Genomic DNA, 15,289 nt, shown 5'->3' on the forward strand with positions numbered 1-15,289 from the left:
GCCATGGCCGACCTGGCCGTGGTTTTTCACTGGGCACCGGCTGACATGGACCAGTTGGGCCTTCAAGAGCTGATGGAGTGGCGCGAGCGCGCCCGGGTGCGGAGTTCCACCGATGGCGAATGACTTAAAACTTCAGGTGCTGCTCAATGCCATCGATAAGGCGAGCGGCCCCCTGAAGGCCATCAACAACGGCAGCTTCGGGGCCGCCCGCGCCCTCAAGGAAGCCCGCGACCGCCTCAAGGAACTCAACGCTCAACAGAAGGACGTCAGCGCCTGGCGCACCCAGCGCGCTGCCGCCGAGCAAACCGAGCAAGCCCTCGTCGCCGCCCGCGATAAAGTACGGGCCCTGTCCCAGCAGTTCGCCGCTACAGGCGCGCCGACCAAGGCTATGACCAGGGACTTCCGCGCAGCGGTACGTGAGGCCCAGAAGCTCAAGGAACAGCATCAACAACAGGGCGAACAGCTCCAGGCCCTGCGCAGCAAACTGCAAGGCGCCGGCATCAGCACCAAGAACCTCAGCAGCCACGAACGCCAGCTGCGCGAGCAAATCAGCGCCACCAACGCCAGCATCAGCGAACAGGGCAAACGCCTGGTCGCGTTGAATGCTCAGCAAAAGCGCCTTGCCATCGAGCGCGCCAAGCTGGAGAAAACACAGAACCTCGCCGGCAACATGGCTATGAACGGCGCCGCCGGCTTGGGTGTAGGGTATGCAGCGAGTCGGCCGGTGGCTAAGGCCATCGGTGCCTTTGCGCCGAACGAAGACTCGGCCACGCAACTCAAGGTTTCGATGATGGACGGCACCGGCAAGGTGTCTGAAGACTTTCAAAAAATCACGGACCTGGCGACCAAGCTGGGCGACCGCCTGCCCGGCACCACGGCCGACTTTCAGGAGATGATGACCATGCTGCGGCGCCAGGGTCTGAGCGCGCAGAGCATTCTCGGCGGCACCGGTGAAGCGGCCGCGTACCTGGGCGTTCAGTTGCAGATGCCCGTAACCGCCGCAGCTGAATTTGCGGCGAAGATGCAGGACGCCACCCGAACATCCGAAAAAGACATGATGGCGCTGATGGACATCATCCAGCGCGGCTTCTACTCCGGCGTAGACCCGACCAACATGCTCCAGGGTTTCAGCAAGATCGCGCCGGTTATGGACACCATCAAGAAGTCGGGCATCGACGCTGCTGCCGAGCTGGCCCCGCTGTTGATCATGATGGACCAAGCTGGCATGGAAGGTGGCGCAGCGGGTAACGCCTACCGGAAGATATTCCAGGCCGGCCTGGACAAAGACGGGATCAAGGACGTCAACAAAATCATGGAGCTGGAAGGCAAGAATATCCGCTTCAAGTTCACCGACGACAAAGGCAACTTCGCCGGACTGGAAAACCTGTTCGCCCAGGTCGAAAAACTGAAGTCCCTCAACGACGAGGATCGCACGTCCACGATTAAGCTGCTGTTCGGCGACGACTCCGAAACCATGACCACCTTGAACACTATGATGAACAAGGGGATCGCGGGTTATCGGGAAGTGCAGCAGAAGCTGCAAAACCAAGCCGATTTGCGCAAGCGGGTCAACGAACAGCTCGCCACCCTCACCAACGTCATGGAGGCCGCAGAGGGCAGCTTCACCAACGCCCTTGCCGAGTTTGGCGCCGCTGTTGCGCCCGAACTAAAACAAATCATCAGCACGCTCGGGGAGGTTGCCAACAGCATCGGCGCCTGGGCTCGGGAGAACCCACGATTGGCGGGCGGCCTGGTCAAGGTTGTAGCGGCTGTGGCCGGCCTGGCCTTCGTGTTTGGTGGCCTGGCATTGACGATGGCGAGCCTACTCGGCCCCTTCGCCATGGTGCGGTATGGCATGGGGATGTTTGGCATTCGCCTAGGCATTGTTAAAGCCCAGTTGATCGGCACGCGCACCGCAGCAGCAGGCGCCGGTGCCAACATTGGCAGGCTTGGGAAAGTCTGGCGGTCCCTGGTAGCCACTCGCTCGGCGGGTGGATTGCTCAGTGCGTTACCCGCTTTCGTAAGCAGCGCCCGCCTGGCTGCCTCCAGCCTGCTGCCGATGCTCGGCGGCGCGATCAGCGCGGTCGGTGCCGCCATCATGGCGACCCCCATAGGCTGGCTGTTGGCGGCCATCGCTGCCCTGGTTACAGCGGGAGTGTTGGTCTACAAGTATTGGAACCCTATCAAGGGATTTTTCCTCGGTTTCTGGCAGGGCCTCGTCGGCGCTCTTCAACCCGTGCTCGATAGCTTTGCAGGGCTCGGTCAATCGCTGCTGAACCTGGGACAAGTCGTCATGACGCTGCCAGGTGTCGGCGCAGCCATGGAGCTTCTGGGCAGCATCGCACGCCCCTTGTTCAGTCTGATATCAGATGGCGTCAGCAGCCTGATCACTTGGTTTGGTCAGCTACTTGCGCCCGTCGAAGACGTCGGTGGCGCCGCTCAGTCAATGGGCGAACGCTTCGGCGCTGTCATCGGCAATATGCTCAGCCTTCTGTTAGGCCTGCCTGCACAGTTCGCTGAACTGGGTACGCAGATGATTCAAGGCCTGGCAAATGGCATTACCAACAGCCTGACTGTTGCCAAGGAAGCCATCACCGGGGCAGGCGATGCGGTGATTGGTTGGTTCAAGGAAAAGCTCGACATCCACAGCCCCTCGCGTGTGTTCGCGGAGCTGGGCGGTTTCACCATGGCAGGCCTGGCCCAGGGGCTTGAAGGCAGCCAGAACGGGCCGCTCAACGCCGTGACCAGCCTGAGCAAACAGCTCACGGCAGCCGGCACGCTGGCACTCGGTGCATCCGCCATGCCTTTGGCTGCCATGCCACTACAGCAATTCCCGGACGGGACTGCCGCAGCCTCGTCGCTGTCGATCGATGATCGTGCGCCCATCAGCCCTGCCCCGGCGCCGGTTCATGACAGCCACGACACCTACGAAATCAACATCCACACCACGCCAGGCATGGACGCCCAGGCGATCAGCCGCGCCGTACGGGCCGAGCTGGCGCGCATCGCCAGCGAAAAGGCCGCCCGCCAGCGCAGCAAACTGTCAGATCTGGAGTAATCCCCATGATGCTTGCCTTGGGCATGTTCGTATTCAGCCTGTCCACCGCCGCTTACCAGGAGCTGCAACGCCAAACCGAGTGGCGCCATGCGAGCAACAGCCGCGTCGGCGCCGCTCCGGCTCGGCAGTTTGTCGGGCGCGGCGACGACACCATCACCCTGCCCGGCGTCATCCTGCCGGAGCTGGCCGGCAGCGCCCTGAGCCTCGACGCCCTGCGCCTGATGGCAGACACCGGCAGGGCGTGGCCGATGGTTGAAGGCAGTGGCCGGATCTACGGCCTGTGGATTATCGATGGCCTGAGCGAAACCAAAACGCTGTTCTTCCGTGACGGCACGCCTCGGCGTATCGAATTCACGATCAACCTCAAGCGCATCGATGACGACCGGATCGATCTGCTCGGCGCCGGTACAAGCGCAGGTGTCAATATCTTGAGGGCGCTGCTGTGATTGATGCAGCCCTGTCCAAGGTTACCGGCTACGTCGAAGACCTGGTCGAGCGCTACCGCCGCGATGCAGCCTATCCGGTGCCGGCGTTTCGTATCACGGTCGATGGCAACGACATCGCCAAGTTGATCAGCCCACGGCTGATGAGCCTAGAGCTGACCGACAATCGCGGTATCGAGGCCGACCAGCTCAGCATCACCCTCAGCGACCATGACGGGCTGCTGGCGATCCCGCCCAAAGGCGCGACCATTCGACTATGGCTGGGCTGGAGCGACACAGGTCTGGTGGATAAAGGCACCTACACCGTCGATGAAACCGAACACAGCGGCGCGCCGGACGTACTGAGCATCCGGGCCCGCTCGGCAGACCTTCGCAAAGGCCTTAAGACCAAGCGCGAGCGCAGCTGGAGCAACACCACCCTCGGGGATGTTCTGGGCGACATCGCCCTGGGCAACGGCCTCACCGCCACCATTTCCGGCGCCTTGGACGGCCTGCCCATTCTGCAGTTGGACCAGGCCAACGAATCCGACGCCAACTTGATCAGCCGCGTGGGGGAAGAGTTCGACGCCGTGGTCACCGTCAAGGCCGGCTGCCTGCTGTGCATGCCGGCCGGCGGCGGCAAGACGGCCACCGGCGCCGAGCTGCCGCATATCACCCTCTCCCGCGTCGATGGCGACCAACACCGCTATCTGCAAGCTGACCGCGACAGCTACGACGGTGTGCGCGCCTACTTCTACGACGTGAACAGTGCGAAAAAACAGGAGGCCATCGCCGGTGGTGGTGAAAACCTCAAAGAGCTGCGCCACACCTTCAGCGACCGCCAGTCCGCCCTGCGCGCTGCCAGGGCGGAATTCAACCGCCTGCAACGTGGCAGCGCGACGCTCAGCTATACCCTAGCCCGGGGTCGACCTGACCTCATTCCCGAACTGACCTACACGCTCCAGGGCGTGAAGCCGGAAATTGGCGAGATCATCTGGTACGGCGGTAACGTGCAGCACACCCTCAGTCCAGACAATGGGTACACCGTGAGCCTGGAGTTGGAGAGCAAGCTGCCCGAGGATACGGTTGACGGGCTGGCGGAGGAAAACGAAGGGGATTACACGGGTATCATTGCGTATTATCGCGACAAGAAAACCGGGAAGGAGAAGACGGTGACTGCGGGGGATCAGAGCAAGCCGAAGCGGTTGCGGTGGTTGTATGCGTCAGAAAAAACCGCGATCCGGGCAGCAAAAAGGGAACTCAGCAGATTAAAAACCTCATGAATTAACATTGTTTTCTGCAATACAGCAGAAAACAATGTAAGAGCATATCAAGACAGCCGATGCGCCAGCTCAACCAATCTGCGATACTCCCCAAGAATTTTATGACTATTGTGAACTTCTGGAACAACTAGCTCCCGCCAACCTTTAGAATTATTAAGGTAATGCCTAAGCTGCTGACGTGACGAATGACTAAGCCGCACATAAAATTTAGCCACACCCGCAAGACTTTCTTGCGAGTCCGCAAAAGTAAAATTCACCGGCGCAGCCTTGTTTACATCATAAGCATCGATAGCGGCATCGGCTTTATTTTCATACCCTAAAGACTGATATAAATCCTCATCGACCGCTTTGGAGAAAATCAAAAAAGCCGCCCAAAAATAATGAAAATTATGTTTCGGCAGAGCACTGGCCATGCTATTTATTTGCTGAGCATATCTGAGCATCTCTCTCAGCTCCACTCTGAAATACTTTGCCATACTCACCAATATCAGAGCACATTCAGGATAATCGGCTTCATCTGTGCAAACCGTTCCACTATTAGGCTCTATGCTTTTATCTAATCCGTATGCCGCAGAATGGCCATTGATACTTATATGCAGTTTAGCAGAGGAATGAACAAACTCCGACTGCTTGGCCACAGCAAACATATTCGAATTATCCAATCTGAACTCAGCATCAAAAAACCTACTTAAATAGCGCTCAGAATGGAATTTCTCACCATAAACGGCTCGAACGGAATGCGCCAACTGAGTGGAATCGGAGGCGACAATAAATCGACAATCATCCAGCTCAAAAAAGTGTTTTACACGCTCTAACAACTCAATTGCATAAGTTGGCCTACACCTATCCAGCTCATCAATAAAAATAAAAGCCGGCTTTTTAAGACTATTATCTTCCCCTGCTTGAGACAATTTATCCAGAATAGCTTGCTTGAAATCCTCCACATGAACAGCCGTTTTTGACTGTTCTTTTATCAGATCCTCTACAACACTCTTCGCCGTTTCTCCGGCTTGTTCTCCCCCCTCTTTACCCAAAAGCTCATCAACCTCCACCCCTGAGAACTTTTTGACTAATCCTTTTGCAATCAATGGGGCCGCTTTTTTCATTAGAACACTTGCGACTTTAATTACATTTTTCCCTGCACCGGTTGAACCAAGCGATAACTTATTCACCGTCTGCTGCTCTATACATGTAACCAACGCTATTAACGGCTCGGCTGTATAGTCTGTTTCCCAGGCATTAAAAAAAATGCAGACATGCTCCCTTCCCAAATCCTCCTTCCATTTATTCAAAAAGAAAGACTTCCCAGCCCCCCAAGGAGAATTAACATTCAGCACTTTTATATGCGGATTGGCGAGAAGGTAAGATGTTAAAAATTTGGCACTGGGTTGGCGATCCATGAGATCACCAACCCATATATCATTCGAATCCATGGATCATTTACTCCTGTAAAAACTTAAGAAGCCCGACACTGTGCCGGGCTGTATTTTAGGAAATATGCATGAGGACATTAATGAACCGTAATATGTCCTTTTTTGATCCTCATCAAGCAATCTATATAGCTTCACAAGCTTCCGTTCACGCTCATTCAGTTCAGACCCTTCAATTGCTTCAGATTGATCGACGTTTACCTTTTTCATCACCGACATGTGTCACTCCATTCAACACGTTCGGGCGCCCGGTACCAACATCGGCACCAACCAAAGCACCCGGGGAGTGCGTCATTCTCAGCATGTTTCGGTGTGTCACCAGCCCATCGGAAAAAAACTTTATTGCAAATTACGCCCCGCTGCAGAGCGCCTGAGCACGTTGCACGATATCGCTGTAGTCCATCTTTATGGATGGCATCGTTGGATTGGGTTTGGTGATGTCCTGCCCGTCCGACCAACCACGGTCACTTGCCTGACTCCGTGCACTACCGCTCAATGCATAGACGGTACCATCAGAGGTTCGGGCCAATGCCTTGGGCGACGGTCCGAAGCACAGCAGGTCAACGCTATCGACCGTAAACGGCCAAGCGTCTCCGTAGTCCTTGCTCGATACCTTCTGGCTTTTCTCCTTAGCACCACACACGCCCGAAACGAGCACCGCCATAACCATCACCGATAACGTCATCCTTTTCATGTCCCAACTCCTTATTTTTTCAACGTAAAAGCCCTGAGAAGGCGCATCACCGCGCCCTTATCCTCATTGTCCAGGCTGCGCACGTGCATCACGATTTCCAAGTCATCGTCGGACAGCTGATCTTCACCCACAGATGAGCGCTGGCCGGTCACCACGTAACGGACATCCACCCCTTGTTCAGCAACTGCTGCCAGGTAACTGGCATCCGGGCTGCGCTCGCCCTTCTCATAGTTGTACTGGCTGTTTTTAGAGGCACCAGCCTTCGCCGCGAACTCGGTCTGATTAAAACCCAAGCGCTCACGTTCTTCTTTAAGGCGATCACCAATTCCCACAAACGTCTCCACGACGAGTTGACATTCCCACAATCATGGGAAATACTTCGCCTGTCATCACACGAAATCACACGAAACGAGACTATGCCGAACGCATACCCCACGGAGCAAGCTTGCCAAAAGGCACGTGAGCGACTCGCGCATCAAGGCCTCTCTGCCAAAGACTGGGCCGATCAGCACAACTTGACCCCCTCAACGGTGTACGCCGTGTTGAACGGACAGAAGAAATGTCTGCGGGGCGAGTCCCACCGTGCTGCGGTGTTGCTCGGTATCAAAGACGGCGTCGTCACAAATTAGGCCCGTTGGCTCAGGTAGGAAACCAGAAGATGAAACGCTCAGTTCTAGCCAACCGCAAAGACGTAGTCAGCGCCGTCATTGCCGCTTACCCCGGGGGCCGGCACTACGCCGCGGCTGACCTTGGGATGCCGATCAAGAAGTTTGATAACCAGGCCTATGAGAGCGCCGGCAGCCGGCCGCTGAGCGACGAACATATCCATCGCCTCGAGCAAGTGGCTGGGACGTCATATCTCGCTGACTACATCACAGGCATGTATGGAGGCATGTTTGTACCGGTAGCGGTGCCTGGAACGCTGGATAACGTCGAGCTGTACAACCGTTCAGTAAGAGCGGCTGCCAAGCGCGGACTGGTTGACCAGATCATCGCCCAAGCGCTGGACGACGGTGTCATTGAGGCTGGCGAGGCTGAGGTGATCGTCTCCGCTCTGATGAAATACATGTCCGCCCGCTACGCCGAAGTGCTAGCGACCATCCAACTGCACGGCCGGGGGTTCGCTGGGTGAGCACCTACAAACTTGTCTGCCCTCACTGCCTGGGCCGCATGCGTATCCGCACCAGCGAAGGCACGCACATCTTCCTGCGGGTGGCCTACCTGCAATGCACCAACGAGGCCTGTGGCTGGTCGGTGCGAGCTGAATTCGAAATGACTCATGAAATGAGCCCCAGCGGCATGGCTAACCCCTCCGTGAAGCTCCCTATCGCCGACATCGCCTTGCGCCGCGCCGCGATGAAGTCCGCCAACGATCAACCCGACCTGCTCGACCAAATGGAAATGGAGTGTGCGCAATGAACCATGAACAGCTTGACCACGATTATCGCAGCAGCATGCAACGTGCCGCATTCGCCTACCTGGAACGGCACGAAGCGCAGCACCTGGTGGATTCAGACCTGCTGTATGAAAACTGCGTTCGGCACATGACCACCGCATTGGAAGTACCAGTTTTCATGGCACAGCAACTGGTGCACAACGCCTGGACTGAATTGCAGATCATCAACAAACGCAAGTGGATCGGCGTGGACTGGGGCTCCAGCCCTGGCAGCACCGTCGTCCATTTGATCGACACCCGGGCGGACCTTCGCTACCCGGTCCCGGCAAGGCTGCTACCACAGACGATGCTGGCCCAGCGCGATGCCGCGCTGAAGCAACAACCTCAGTAACCCCCCTTTAAACAACCCGCCCTACCCCGCTTCCCGTGGGTTTGGGTGAGCTTTGCCCGAAATCCGAGGTGGACCATGGAAATCGACGTCGCCATCACCGCAAAACTGCCCCGCGAAGAGGCCGAAGCGCTGCTCCAAGCGCTACGGAATCAGTACGCCCAGCAGTTTAACGAGCATTGGTACGACGACCGCTTTCGCATGATCCCCGAGGGTTTGAGGCATGGCTCGTTGCTCGCGGCCTTCCCGGTAATGGCCGCGCAAAAACGCCTGATTGGCGCCCTTAAACACAGTCTCGGCGAAGTGAAGTAAGCCCCGATGAATAAGCGACTCGACATCACCCATGGCGCGCACGCCTTTATACGCAAGCCCATGGAACACCAATTGCGCGCTGACGTGCTTCAGCGCCTTGAGTCCGATTACGGCCTGCAACATATGGCCGGCACGCATTACATGCGCAAAGGCACATGCCCACAGTGCAACCAAAAGCGCTTGTTTTCTCGCCACGATGAGCCCTGGTTTATTCGCTGCGGCCGAGAGGAAAAGTGCCGGTACCAGGCCCCAGTAAAAGAGCTGTACCCCGACCTGTTTGACGATTGGAGCAAGCGTGCGCCAGCCACCAATGACCAGCCAACCGCCACTGCAAAGGCGTACCTGGCCTTTGCTCGCGGCTTCCGTCTTGAACTGATTGAAGGCTGGTACACCCAGGAAAGTTATTTTGACCGCGACCTAAATATCGGCTCGGCCACGGTGCGGTTCCCTCTCGAACACGGCGGTTATTGGGAACGCTTGATTGACCAGCCCTCGCGCTTTGGTAAGAAGAAAGCCCGTTTCCAACCCAAGCAAAGCTACAAGGGCTACTGGTGGTGCCCACCTTGTGTTGATGTCCTTCAGGTTGATGAACTGTGGATTGTCGAAGGCATTTTCGACGCAATAGCGCTCATCCATAACGGCATTTCTGCGGTCGCCGCGCTGTCCTCGAATGCATTCCCTGAAGAATCGCTCAAGACATTGATCGCGGACTGTGAAGGAAAGCCGCCCAAGTTGGTTTGGGCGTTGGACAACGAGCCTGGCGCGCAGAAATACACCCGGTCATGGGTCAAGCAAGCGCGGGAGTTGGGCTTTGTTTGTGAGGCCGCCCAGATCCCGCAGCCCGACAACCGTAAGGTTGATTGGAACGACCTGCATCAGCGCTGGGCATTTTTGGACGATGACGAGGCACGAGCGCAGCGGATCGAAAAAGACCTCAAAGAAGCCAGGCACCACGGCGCGCTGCTGATTGCCGAAAGCGCCAGCGACAAAGCCCTGCTCATGTACCAGTGGCGCGAGCGGGAAGAGTTTCATTTCTGTTTCGACTCGCGCTTGTACTGGTGGAAGTTGGACATATCCAAATTCAACAGTGCCAAACAGGCACTCGATGACAGCGACAAGCAGGAAGACCAACTGCTCAACGAAAAGGCCATCCGCGAAAAGGCGCTGCGCATGTCCGGCTGCGTGGTCGAGATCGCGAATTGCTATCCCAAGGCACTGTATTTCCAGCGCAACGAGATAACCGACGAGTCCTGGTATTTCTTCCGCGTCGATTTCCCACACGACGGCGGCTCAGTGAAAAACACCTTCACCGGCGGCCAGGTCGCTGCTGCCAGTGAGTTCAAGAAAAGGCTTCTTGGCATGGGCGCCGGGGCGGTGTTCACCGGCAGCGGACAGCAGTTGGACAAAATCATGAAGGACCAACTGTTCGGCATCAAAACCGTCCAGACCATCGACTACGTCGGCTACAGCCGGGAGTACGGCTGCTACGTGTTCAACGACGTGGCCGTTCGTGAAGGGCAACTGATCAATATCAACGAGGAAGAGTTCTTCGAAATGGGCAAGCTGAAACTCAAAAGCTTGCAGAAAGGCGTGAAGATCCAGCTGACCAAGGATGCCAAAAACTACGACCCGCGCTGGCTGGATCTGCTCTGGCAATGCTTTGGTACCCAGGGAATCGTCGCCCTGACGTTTTGGTTCGGCTCGCTGTTCGCCGAACAAATCCGTCATCGCTACCAATCGTTCCCGTTCCTTGAGGCTACCGGTGAAGCCGGCGCCGGCAAGACGACCTTGCTGACGTTGTTATGGAAGCTACTCGGCCGTGATGGGTATGAGGGCTTCGACCCTTCCAAATCCACCAAGGCCGGCCGCAGCCGCTTGATGGGTCAGGTGTCTGGCATGCCTATCGTGTTGTTGGAATCCGACCGAAGCGGCGAAGACAAGGCGCACGCCAAAACTTTCGAATGGGATGAACTGAAGGATTACTACGGCGGCGGCACGCTGGCGACCAAAGGTGTTAAAACCGCCGGCAACGAGACGTATGAGCCGCCCTTTCGGGGAACGATCGCCATCAGTCAGAACGCGCCGGTAGTGGCCTCCGAAGCGATCATGACCCGGATCGTCAAACTGCACTTCGTGCGACCGAACGTGACCCCGGAGAGCCGCACTGCTGCGGACTTACTCAACGCTTTGGAAGGCGCGACGCTGAGCAACTTCGTGTTGCAAGCCGTGCGCAAAGAAGCCGACGTCATGGAGCTGTTCGCACAGCGCCTACCCGGCTACGAAGCGAAACTCCGCTGCCTGCACTCGCACTGCTTCGCTTGCGATACCCCTTTCAAAGACGAGCAAAGCGACTGTGCCCATTGCGGCAACAAGCTACGCGGCTACATCCGTGTCGAGCGTATCAACAAGAACCACGCCCAACTGCTCGCTTTGCTCGACTGCCTGAGGATGGTGGTTTCGCTCACCGATGCACAGGTCAGCAACACCCGCACCCAGATCATTCGCATGGCGATAGAGCGCCAGGCCTCCATCAGCTCAGACCATCCGGTCGTGGCCGAATTTTGGGAGGTTTACGAGTACCTGGAAGGTCTCGACGCCGATGGCCCCGTGGTCAATCACAGCAAGAAAGACAACATCATCGCCATCAACCTCAACGACTTCGTGAAGTGCGCCGCCGAGCATCGCCAGAAAATCGCTGATGTCAGTGAGCTGCGCGAGCGGCTGAAGGACTCCCGCTCTCGGAAGCTGATCGACATCAACAAGGCGACGGACAGCGCGGTACGGGCTTACCAGGCCAAGAACAGCAACGCGGTTATCACCAAGCAGCCCATCGTGAAGTGTTGGCACTTCCAGGCCTGACCATTCGACAGCAACACACATCAGGCGCGGCAACGCCTGCCATTCAAGGAGAAGCACCATGCAAAACGAAACTATCAAAGATGCTTTTGACGAGTTGTTCCAGTACCAGGCCGAGCGTCCGGCCATACGCAAAGCGGGCGTTGAAGCGCTGGTTCGCTTGCTGCCAGTCGCCCAGCGCGACACCGGGCAAAGTGGGGTCGTCGGGCGCTTTTTGCTCGGTTTGTACAACGGCCCTGCACATCCGTTTGACCTGACCGAGCTGCGTAGCCTCGATGCTGGCCTGTTTGACGACTGCATAGCTGTCCTTCGGCTGGATAACAGCCCCGAGCAAGAGGTTCACACCTACTTCCCAGACGGCGATGCGATCTGGCAGGACCTGCGTAGGGCCTGGGCATGAAGTGGGCAGTGAAACGCAACAGAGACGGGCAAATGCAGCAGAACTGCTGGATCACCGACAGCGGCTACACCGTGGCCGAGTGCCGGTTGCCTGAAGCGCGGTACCCCATCACTCGCCCAGGCGCCGACCTGCCTTTCGCTTATGCAAAAGACAGGGACGAAGTCATAGCGATCATCAAGCAAGACCAGGCCAGAACGGCCTGAAAAGACGGTGTCGAGGAGCGGCAACTCCCCGACACCTACCACCAAAGGAGAAGCACCATGCAAGCGAATCAAACCCAAGGTAGCGCCGCAGAGGCTACCACAACCTCGCTGAGTATCGGCGACACGGTCAGCTACGTGGCAATCAGTGGCGGTGGTCGCAGCTATCGCTTCAGTGCCCGCAAAGCTGTGATTGAAGAGATCAACGGCGACGTAGCCACATTGCGTAGCGCCAATGGACGCACCACCACCCAGCCGCTGAGCAAATTGACACCGGACGGCCAGCCCAACGCCCTGACGCGCATGCTCATGGGAGGGAAATAATTATGTCTGTCAGCCCAGCGAGGACACGGCCAGCCATGGCTAGTCAACGCCTCGACCTGCCCAGCCGCTGCGATATCTGTGGCAAAGCGCGCTCCACCCGCACGCACCAGGCCTGTAGTCGGATTCGCCAGAAGCGAAAAACGCTGGAGTGGGCAGCTTTCATGGCAGAGCGGGAAGCAATAAGACAAAACCAAACGCGTCGCTACGCACGCTGACAATCAAAAAAGGCGGAACGCGGGGAGCGGCAACTCCCCCACCGCTTACCAGGAGAAGCACCATGCAAGCACAAATGCCCCGTGGAGGCCATGCGAAGGTCCAGGCCAAGCTACGCAAGCTGATGGCCCTCGCAGAGCGTGGGGAAGGCGGCGAGAAGGAAAATGCGCAACGCATGCTCGATAACTTGTTAGCGCGTCACGGCTTAACCCTTGATGATTTAAACGAGGAGTGCCGAGAAATCCGCTGGTTTCCGATTCTGAATCGGTACGACCGAAAGCTCGCGGCGCAGATCATGTCCAAGGTCTGCGATACATGCGCTCCCAGCCTGTATACCAGCAAGAGCCGACCAAAAAAGGTCGGTGTGGAAGTTACACCGGCTGAGGCAATTGAGTTCGAACTTCACTTCGACACGTTGAGGAATGCGCTGGCCGCGCACTTCGACGAGGCCTTCTCCGCATTTGTACAGGCCAATCGATTGTTTCCCGCCACCTCATCAGGCAGCAGGGACATGGAACTGAGCGAAAGCGATATGCGGGTCGTCGCCATGGCTTCAGCGATAAGACCAACACCTGTCCGCCCCCGCCTTGAACGGAAGGGGAACGTATGACAGTCCTCCTGCTTTTGTACTTATGCAGCGACGCAACTCGTACTGACTGCCAGGTTCTGCCTGCGCAAAGCTGGCATGGGCCAGATGGCTATGAGCAATGCCTCGGCGCGGTGCCGGGCCTCACTCAGGCCTTGAGCGCACCGAACCGGGAACAGCATCGTTTTATTTGCGAGATCGAGACCGACAGTGCACAGCCGACGGGACATGCGGGCCGGCCGACGTTTATTCATCAATCGTTTCGGATGTGAGGGACATCATGAACACAGCCTTTATCCTGATGGCCCAGTACGACGGCCAGGCGATTATCTCGCTGGAGCAGGTTTGCCGGGACTACTTCACGCACCTGACGCCCGACATGTTTCAACGCAAGGTGATGAGTGGGCAAATCAAGATCCCGATCACTCGCCTGGAACGCAGCCAGAAGTCGGCCAAGGGGATCCATATCACCGACCTGGCTGCGTATCTCGATCTACAGCGCGCAGCCGCGGTTAAGGAGAACAACCAGCTCAACGGGTTAAAACACGCCGTTTGAGCCACTTCATTGATGCGGCGCCCAGTTGGACGGGCGCCCTCAATATCTCTTCGTACCATTCCCACTTCACATAGCGATCACCCTTGCCACGTAGGTGGGTGTAGCGCCTCAGCGAATTCCAATCCCGATGTCCTGAAACGCTTGCCACCCGGGGGATATCCCAGTCCATTTCGAACAGACGGCTTACCCCTTCGTGACGGAGGTCATGGAAATGCAGATCCTTGATTTCCAGGAATTTGCAGGCCTTCGCCCAGGATGTGGAGATTGATTCAGGGCTGTACGGAAAAATATCCTCGCCGGCTCGAGGCATGGTTTGGAGGATTTTCCAGGCCTCGTCGGGCAGGTAGCACCAGACGTCGTTGCCGATCTTCTGGCCTGGGTTCTTCATATCGCGCACCAGCACTCGCTGGCCGGGCTCGTCGAGGTCGTCCCAGCGAATCCGGGTGATTTCGTCGAGACGGCGCGTCGAGAACAGGGCGAAGCCCACAACTTTCATCATGTTGATGATGCTTCGGCGCCGGGCCTGCATATCCTGATAATGCTTCATGAGCGTCCCCAACTCATCCAGCGTGGGGCGACGGTCACGCTCGCGACTCTTCAGGTTGTAGCCTAGCTTGCGCAGTACGCGCCGTGCGCCACCCATAGCCATAGGGTCAAGCTGATAACCCCAAGCGTCCTTGCCGATGGAAAGCACGGCGCCGAGGTGCGCCAGGTCGTTGCCAGCGGTCTGCGCCTGGACGCTTCCACCTTCGGGGCTCATCCGCCATAGCGCGTAATCGACCAGGCATTGGGTATTGATCTGGGTATCAGCCAGCTTGCCCATGTACGTTTCGCCGATGGCCGTAAGCGTTGCGCGTTTGGTTTTGCCCAGCGGCCGGGCTTTCTCAACCTCGATCAGGTATTGGTGAATCATGTCTTTGAGCGTGACACCTATGCGACTCGCCCGCTCAATCGCACCAGGTTCATCCAGTTCGGACTCACGCTTGCGTGCCCAGGCCTGTGCCGCCTGTTTTCGGGCGAAGGTCTGGCTCTCTTGATAGACTTGCACTCCGTCGCGCTTGATGCGGATCTGAGCCGTGTAGCTAACAGACCCATCCGCCAGTTTTCTTGCCCTGATAGTCGCCATGTCAAAAGTGGTACGCGTCAGTTTTGAAGTGGTACATCGTACCAC

19 protein-coding genes are annotated in these 15,289 nt (G+C 57.3%); 15 read left to right on the plus strand and 4 right to left on the minus strand.

Annotation, left to right across the window (positions count from 1 at the left end):
* Positions 1 to 3: 3 nt before the first annotated feature.
* Genes PFLQ2_RS28915 through PFLQ2_RS10195 form a run of 4 tightly spaced genes read left to right on the plus strand, consistent with a single transcriptional unit; the run spans position 4 to position 4,763 of the window.
* The gene (locus PFLQ2_RS28915) at positions 4 to 123 is read left to right on the plus strand and encodes a GpE family phage tail protein (RefSeq protein WP_003183333.1); all 120 of its coding nucleotides are present in this window, start codon (positions 4 to 6) and stop codon (positions 121 to 123) included.
* Positions 113 to 3,058, plus strand: coding sequence for a phage tail tape measure protein (locus PFLQ2_RS10205; protein ID WP_003183336.1), 2,946 nt, complete (start codon positions 113 to 115; stop codon positions 3,056 to 3,058). Before PFLQ2_RS28915 ends, PFLQ2_RS10205 begins: the two co-directional genes overlap by 11 nt.
* A 5-nt stretch (positions 3,059 to 3,063) precedes the next feature.
* A complete protein-coding gene (locus PFLQ2_RS10200) occupies positions 3,064 to 3,504 on the plus strand; it encodes a phage tail protein (RefSeq protein WP_003183338.1) in 441 nt (146 codons plus the stop codon).
* Complete coding sequence (locus PFLQ2_RS10195; protein WP_003183339.1) at positions 3,501 to 4,763, plus strand: phage late control D family protein; 1,263 nt, start codon at positions 3,501 to 3,503, stop codon at positions 4,761 to 4,763. The genes PFLQ2_RS10200 and PFLQ2_RS10195 overlap by 4 nt, the downstream gene beginning before the upstream one ends.
* Before the next feature lie 47 nt (positions 4,764 to 4,810).
* Here PFLQ2_RS10195 and PFLQ2_RS10190 read toward each other — a convergent pair whose 3' ends face one another.
* From PFLQ2_RS10190 to PFLQ2_RS10185, 3 genes are all read right to left on the minus strand, one after another.
* Positions 4,811 to 6,196: a KAP family P-loop NTPase fold protein gene (locus tag PFLQ2_RS10190; RefSeq protein ID WP_003183341.1), complete on the minus strand. Its 1,386-nt coding sequence runs from the start codon at positions 6,194 to 6,196 to the stop codon at positions 4,811 to 4,813.
* Positions 6,197 to 6,542: 346 nt separating this feature from the next.
* Positions 6,543 to 6,887 carry a DUF2511 domain-containing protein gene (locus PFLQ2_RS27960; protein ID WP_033046143.1) on the minus strand — a complete coding sequence of 115 codons (345 nt, stop codon included), beginning with the start codon at positions 6,885 to 6,887 and terminating at the stop codon, positions 6,543 to 6,545.
* Positions 6,888 to 6,898: 11 nt separating this feature from the next.
* Positions 6,899 to 7,219: a helix-turn-helix domain-containing protein gene (locus tag PFLQ2_RS10185; RefSeq protein WP_003183342.1), complete on the minus strand. Its 321-nt coding sequence runs from the start codon at positions 7,217 to 7,219 to the stop codon at positions 6,899 to 6,901.
* A gap of 84 nt (positions 7,220 to 7,303) precedes the next feature.
* Between PFLQ2_RS10185 and PFLQ2_RS27965 the strand changes: the two genes are divergently transcribed.
* The 11 genes from PFLQ2_RS27965 to PFLQ2_RS10135 all read left to right on the plus strand — a co-directional run bounded on the left by PFLQ2_RS27965 (position 7,304) and on the right by PFLQ2_RS10135 (position 14,118).
* A complete protein-coding gene (locus PFLQ2_RS27965; protein WP_033046145.1) occupies positions 7,304 to 7,516 on the plus strand; it encodes a DNA-binding protein in 213 nt (70 codons plus the stop codon).
* A 29-nt stretch (positions 7,517 to 7,545) separates the two neighbouring features.
* Positions 7,546 to 8,019, plus strand: a complete 474-nt coding sequence (locus tag PFLQ2_RS10180) for a YmfL family putative regulatory protein (RefSeq protein ID WP_003183344.1) — start codon at positions 7,546 to 7,548, stop codon at positions 8,017 to 8,019.
* Positions 8,016 to 8,306 (plus strand): ogr/Delta-like zinc finger family protein, encoded by a 291-nt coding sequence (locus PFLQ2_RS10175; RefSeq protein WP_003183346.1) that lies wholly within the window; start codon positions 8,016 to 8,018, stop codon positions 8,304 to 8,306. The genes PFLQ2_RS10180 and PFLQ2_RS10175 overlap by 4 nt, the downstream gene beginning before the upstream one ends.
* Positions 8,303 to 8,674 carry a hypothetical protein gene (locus PFLQ2_RS10170; RefSeq protein WP_003183347.1) on the plus strand — a complete coding sequence of 124 codons (372 nt, stop codon included), beginning with the start codon at positions 8,303 to 8,305 and terminating at the stop codon, positions 8,672 to 8,674. The genes PFLQ2_RS10175 and PFLQ2_RS10170 overlap by 4 nt, the downstream gene beginning before the upstream one ends.
* Before the next feature lie 75 nt (positions 8,675 to 8,749).
* Positions 8,750 to 8,983 carry a hypothetical protein gene (locus PFLQ2_RS10165; protein WP_003183349.1) on the plus strand — a complete coding sequence of 78 codons (234 nt, stop codon included), beginning with the start codon at positions 8,750 to 8,752 and terminating at the stop codon, positions 8,981 to 8,983.
* Between the two features lie 6 nt (positions 8,984 to 8,989).
* Positions 8,990 to 11,842: a toprim domain-containing protein gene (locus PFLQ2_RS10160; protein ID WP_003183350.1), complete on the plus strand. Its 2,853-nt coding sequence runs from the start codon at positions 8,990 to 8,992 to the stop codon at positions 11,840 to 11,842.
* 58 nt (positions 11,843 to 11,900) lie between these two features.
* Positions 11,901 to 12,239: a DUF7673 family protein gene (locus tag PFLQ2_RS10155; protein WP_003183352.1), complete on the plus strand. Its 339-nt coding sequence runs from the start codon at positions 11,901 to 11,903 to the stop codon at positions 12,237 to 12,239.
* 8 nt (positions 12,240 to 12,247) lie between these two features.
* Positions 12,248 to 12,442, plus strand: coding sequence for a hypothetical protein (locus PFLQ2_RS10150; protein ID WP_225970839.1), 195 nt, complete (start codon positions 12,248 to 12,250; stop codon positions 12,440 to 12,442).
* Between the two features lie 57 nt (positions 12,443 to 12,499).
* A complete protein-coding gene (locus PFLQ2_RS10145; protein ID WP_003183356.1) occupies positions 12,500 to 12,763 on the plus strand; it encodes a hypothetical protein in 264 nt (87 codons plus the stop codon).
* Positions 12,764 to 13,040: 277 nt separating this feature from the next.
* On the plus strand, positions 13,041 to 13,586 hold the full coding sequence (locus PFLQ2_RS10140) for a DUF2786 domain-containing protein (protein WP_003183358.1): 546 nt from the start codon (positions 13,041 to 13,043) through the stop codon (positions 13,584 to 13,586).
* A gap of 256 nt (positions 13,587 to 13,842) precedes the next feature.
* The gene (locus PFLQ2_RS10135; protein ID WP_003183360.1) at positions 13,843 to 14,118 is read left to right on the plus strand and encodes a pyocin activator PrtN family protein; all 276 of its coding nucleotides are present in this window, start codon (positions 13,843 to 13,845) and stop codon (positions 14,116 to 14,118) included.
* Here the strand turns inward: PFLQ2_RS10135 and PFLQ2_RS10130 are convergent.
* On the minus strand, positions 14,093 to 15,244 hold the full coding sequence (locus PFLQ2_RS10130; RefSeq protein WP_003183362.1) for a site-specific integrase: 1,152 nt from the start codon (positions 15,242 to 15,244) through the stop codon (positions 14,093 to 14,095). The genes PFLQ2_RS10135 and PFLQ2_RS10130 overlap by 26 nt on opposite strands.
* Positions 15,245 to 15,289 lie beyond the last annotated feature (45 nt).

The sequence above is a fragment of the Pseudomonas fluorescens Q2-87 genome, from assembly GCF_000281895.1.
GTDB classification, from domain to species: domain Bacteria; phylum Pseudomonadota; class Gammaproteobacteria; order Pseudomonadales; family Pseudomonadaceae; genus Aquipseudomonas; species Aquipseudomonas fluorescens_S.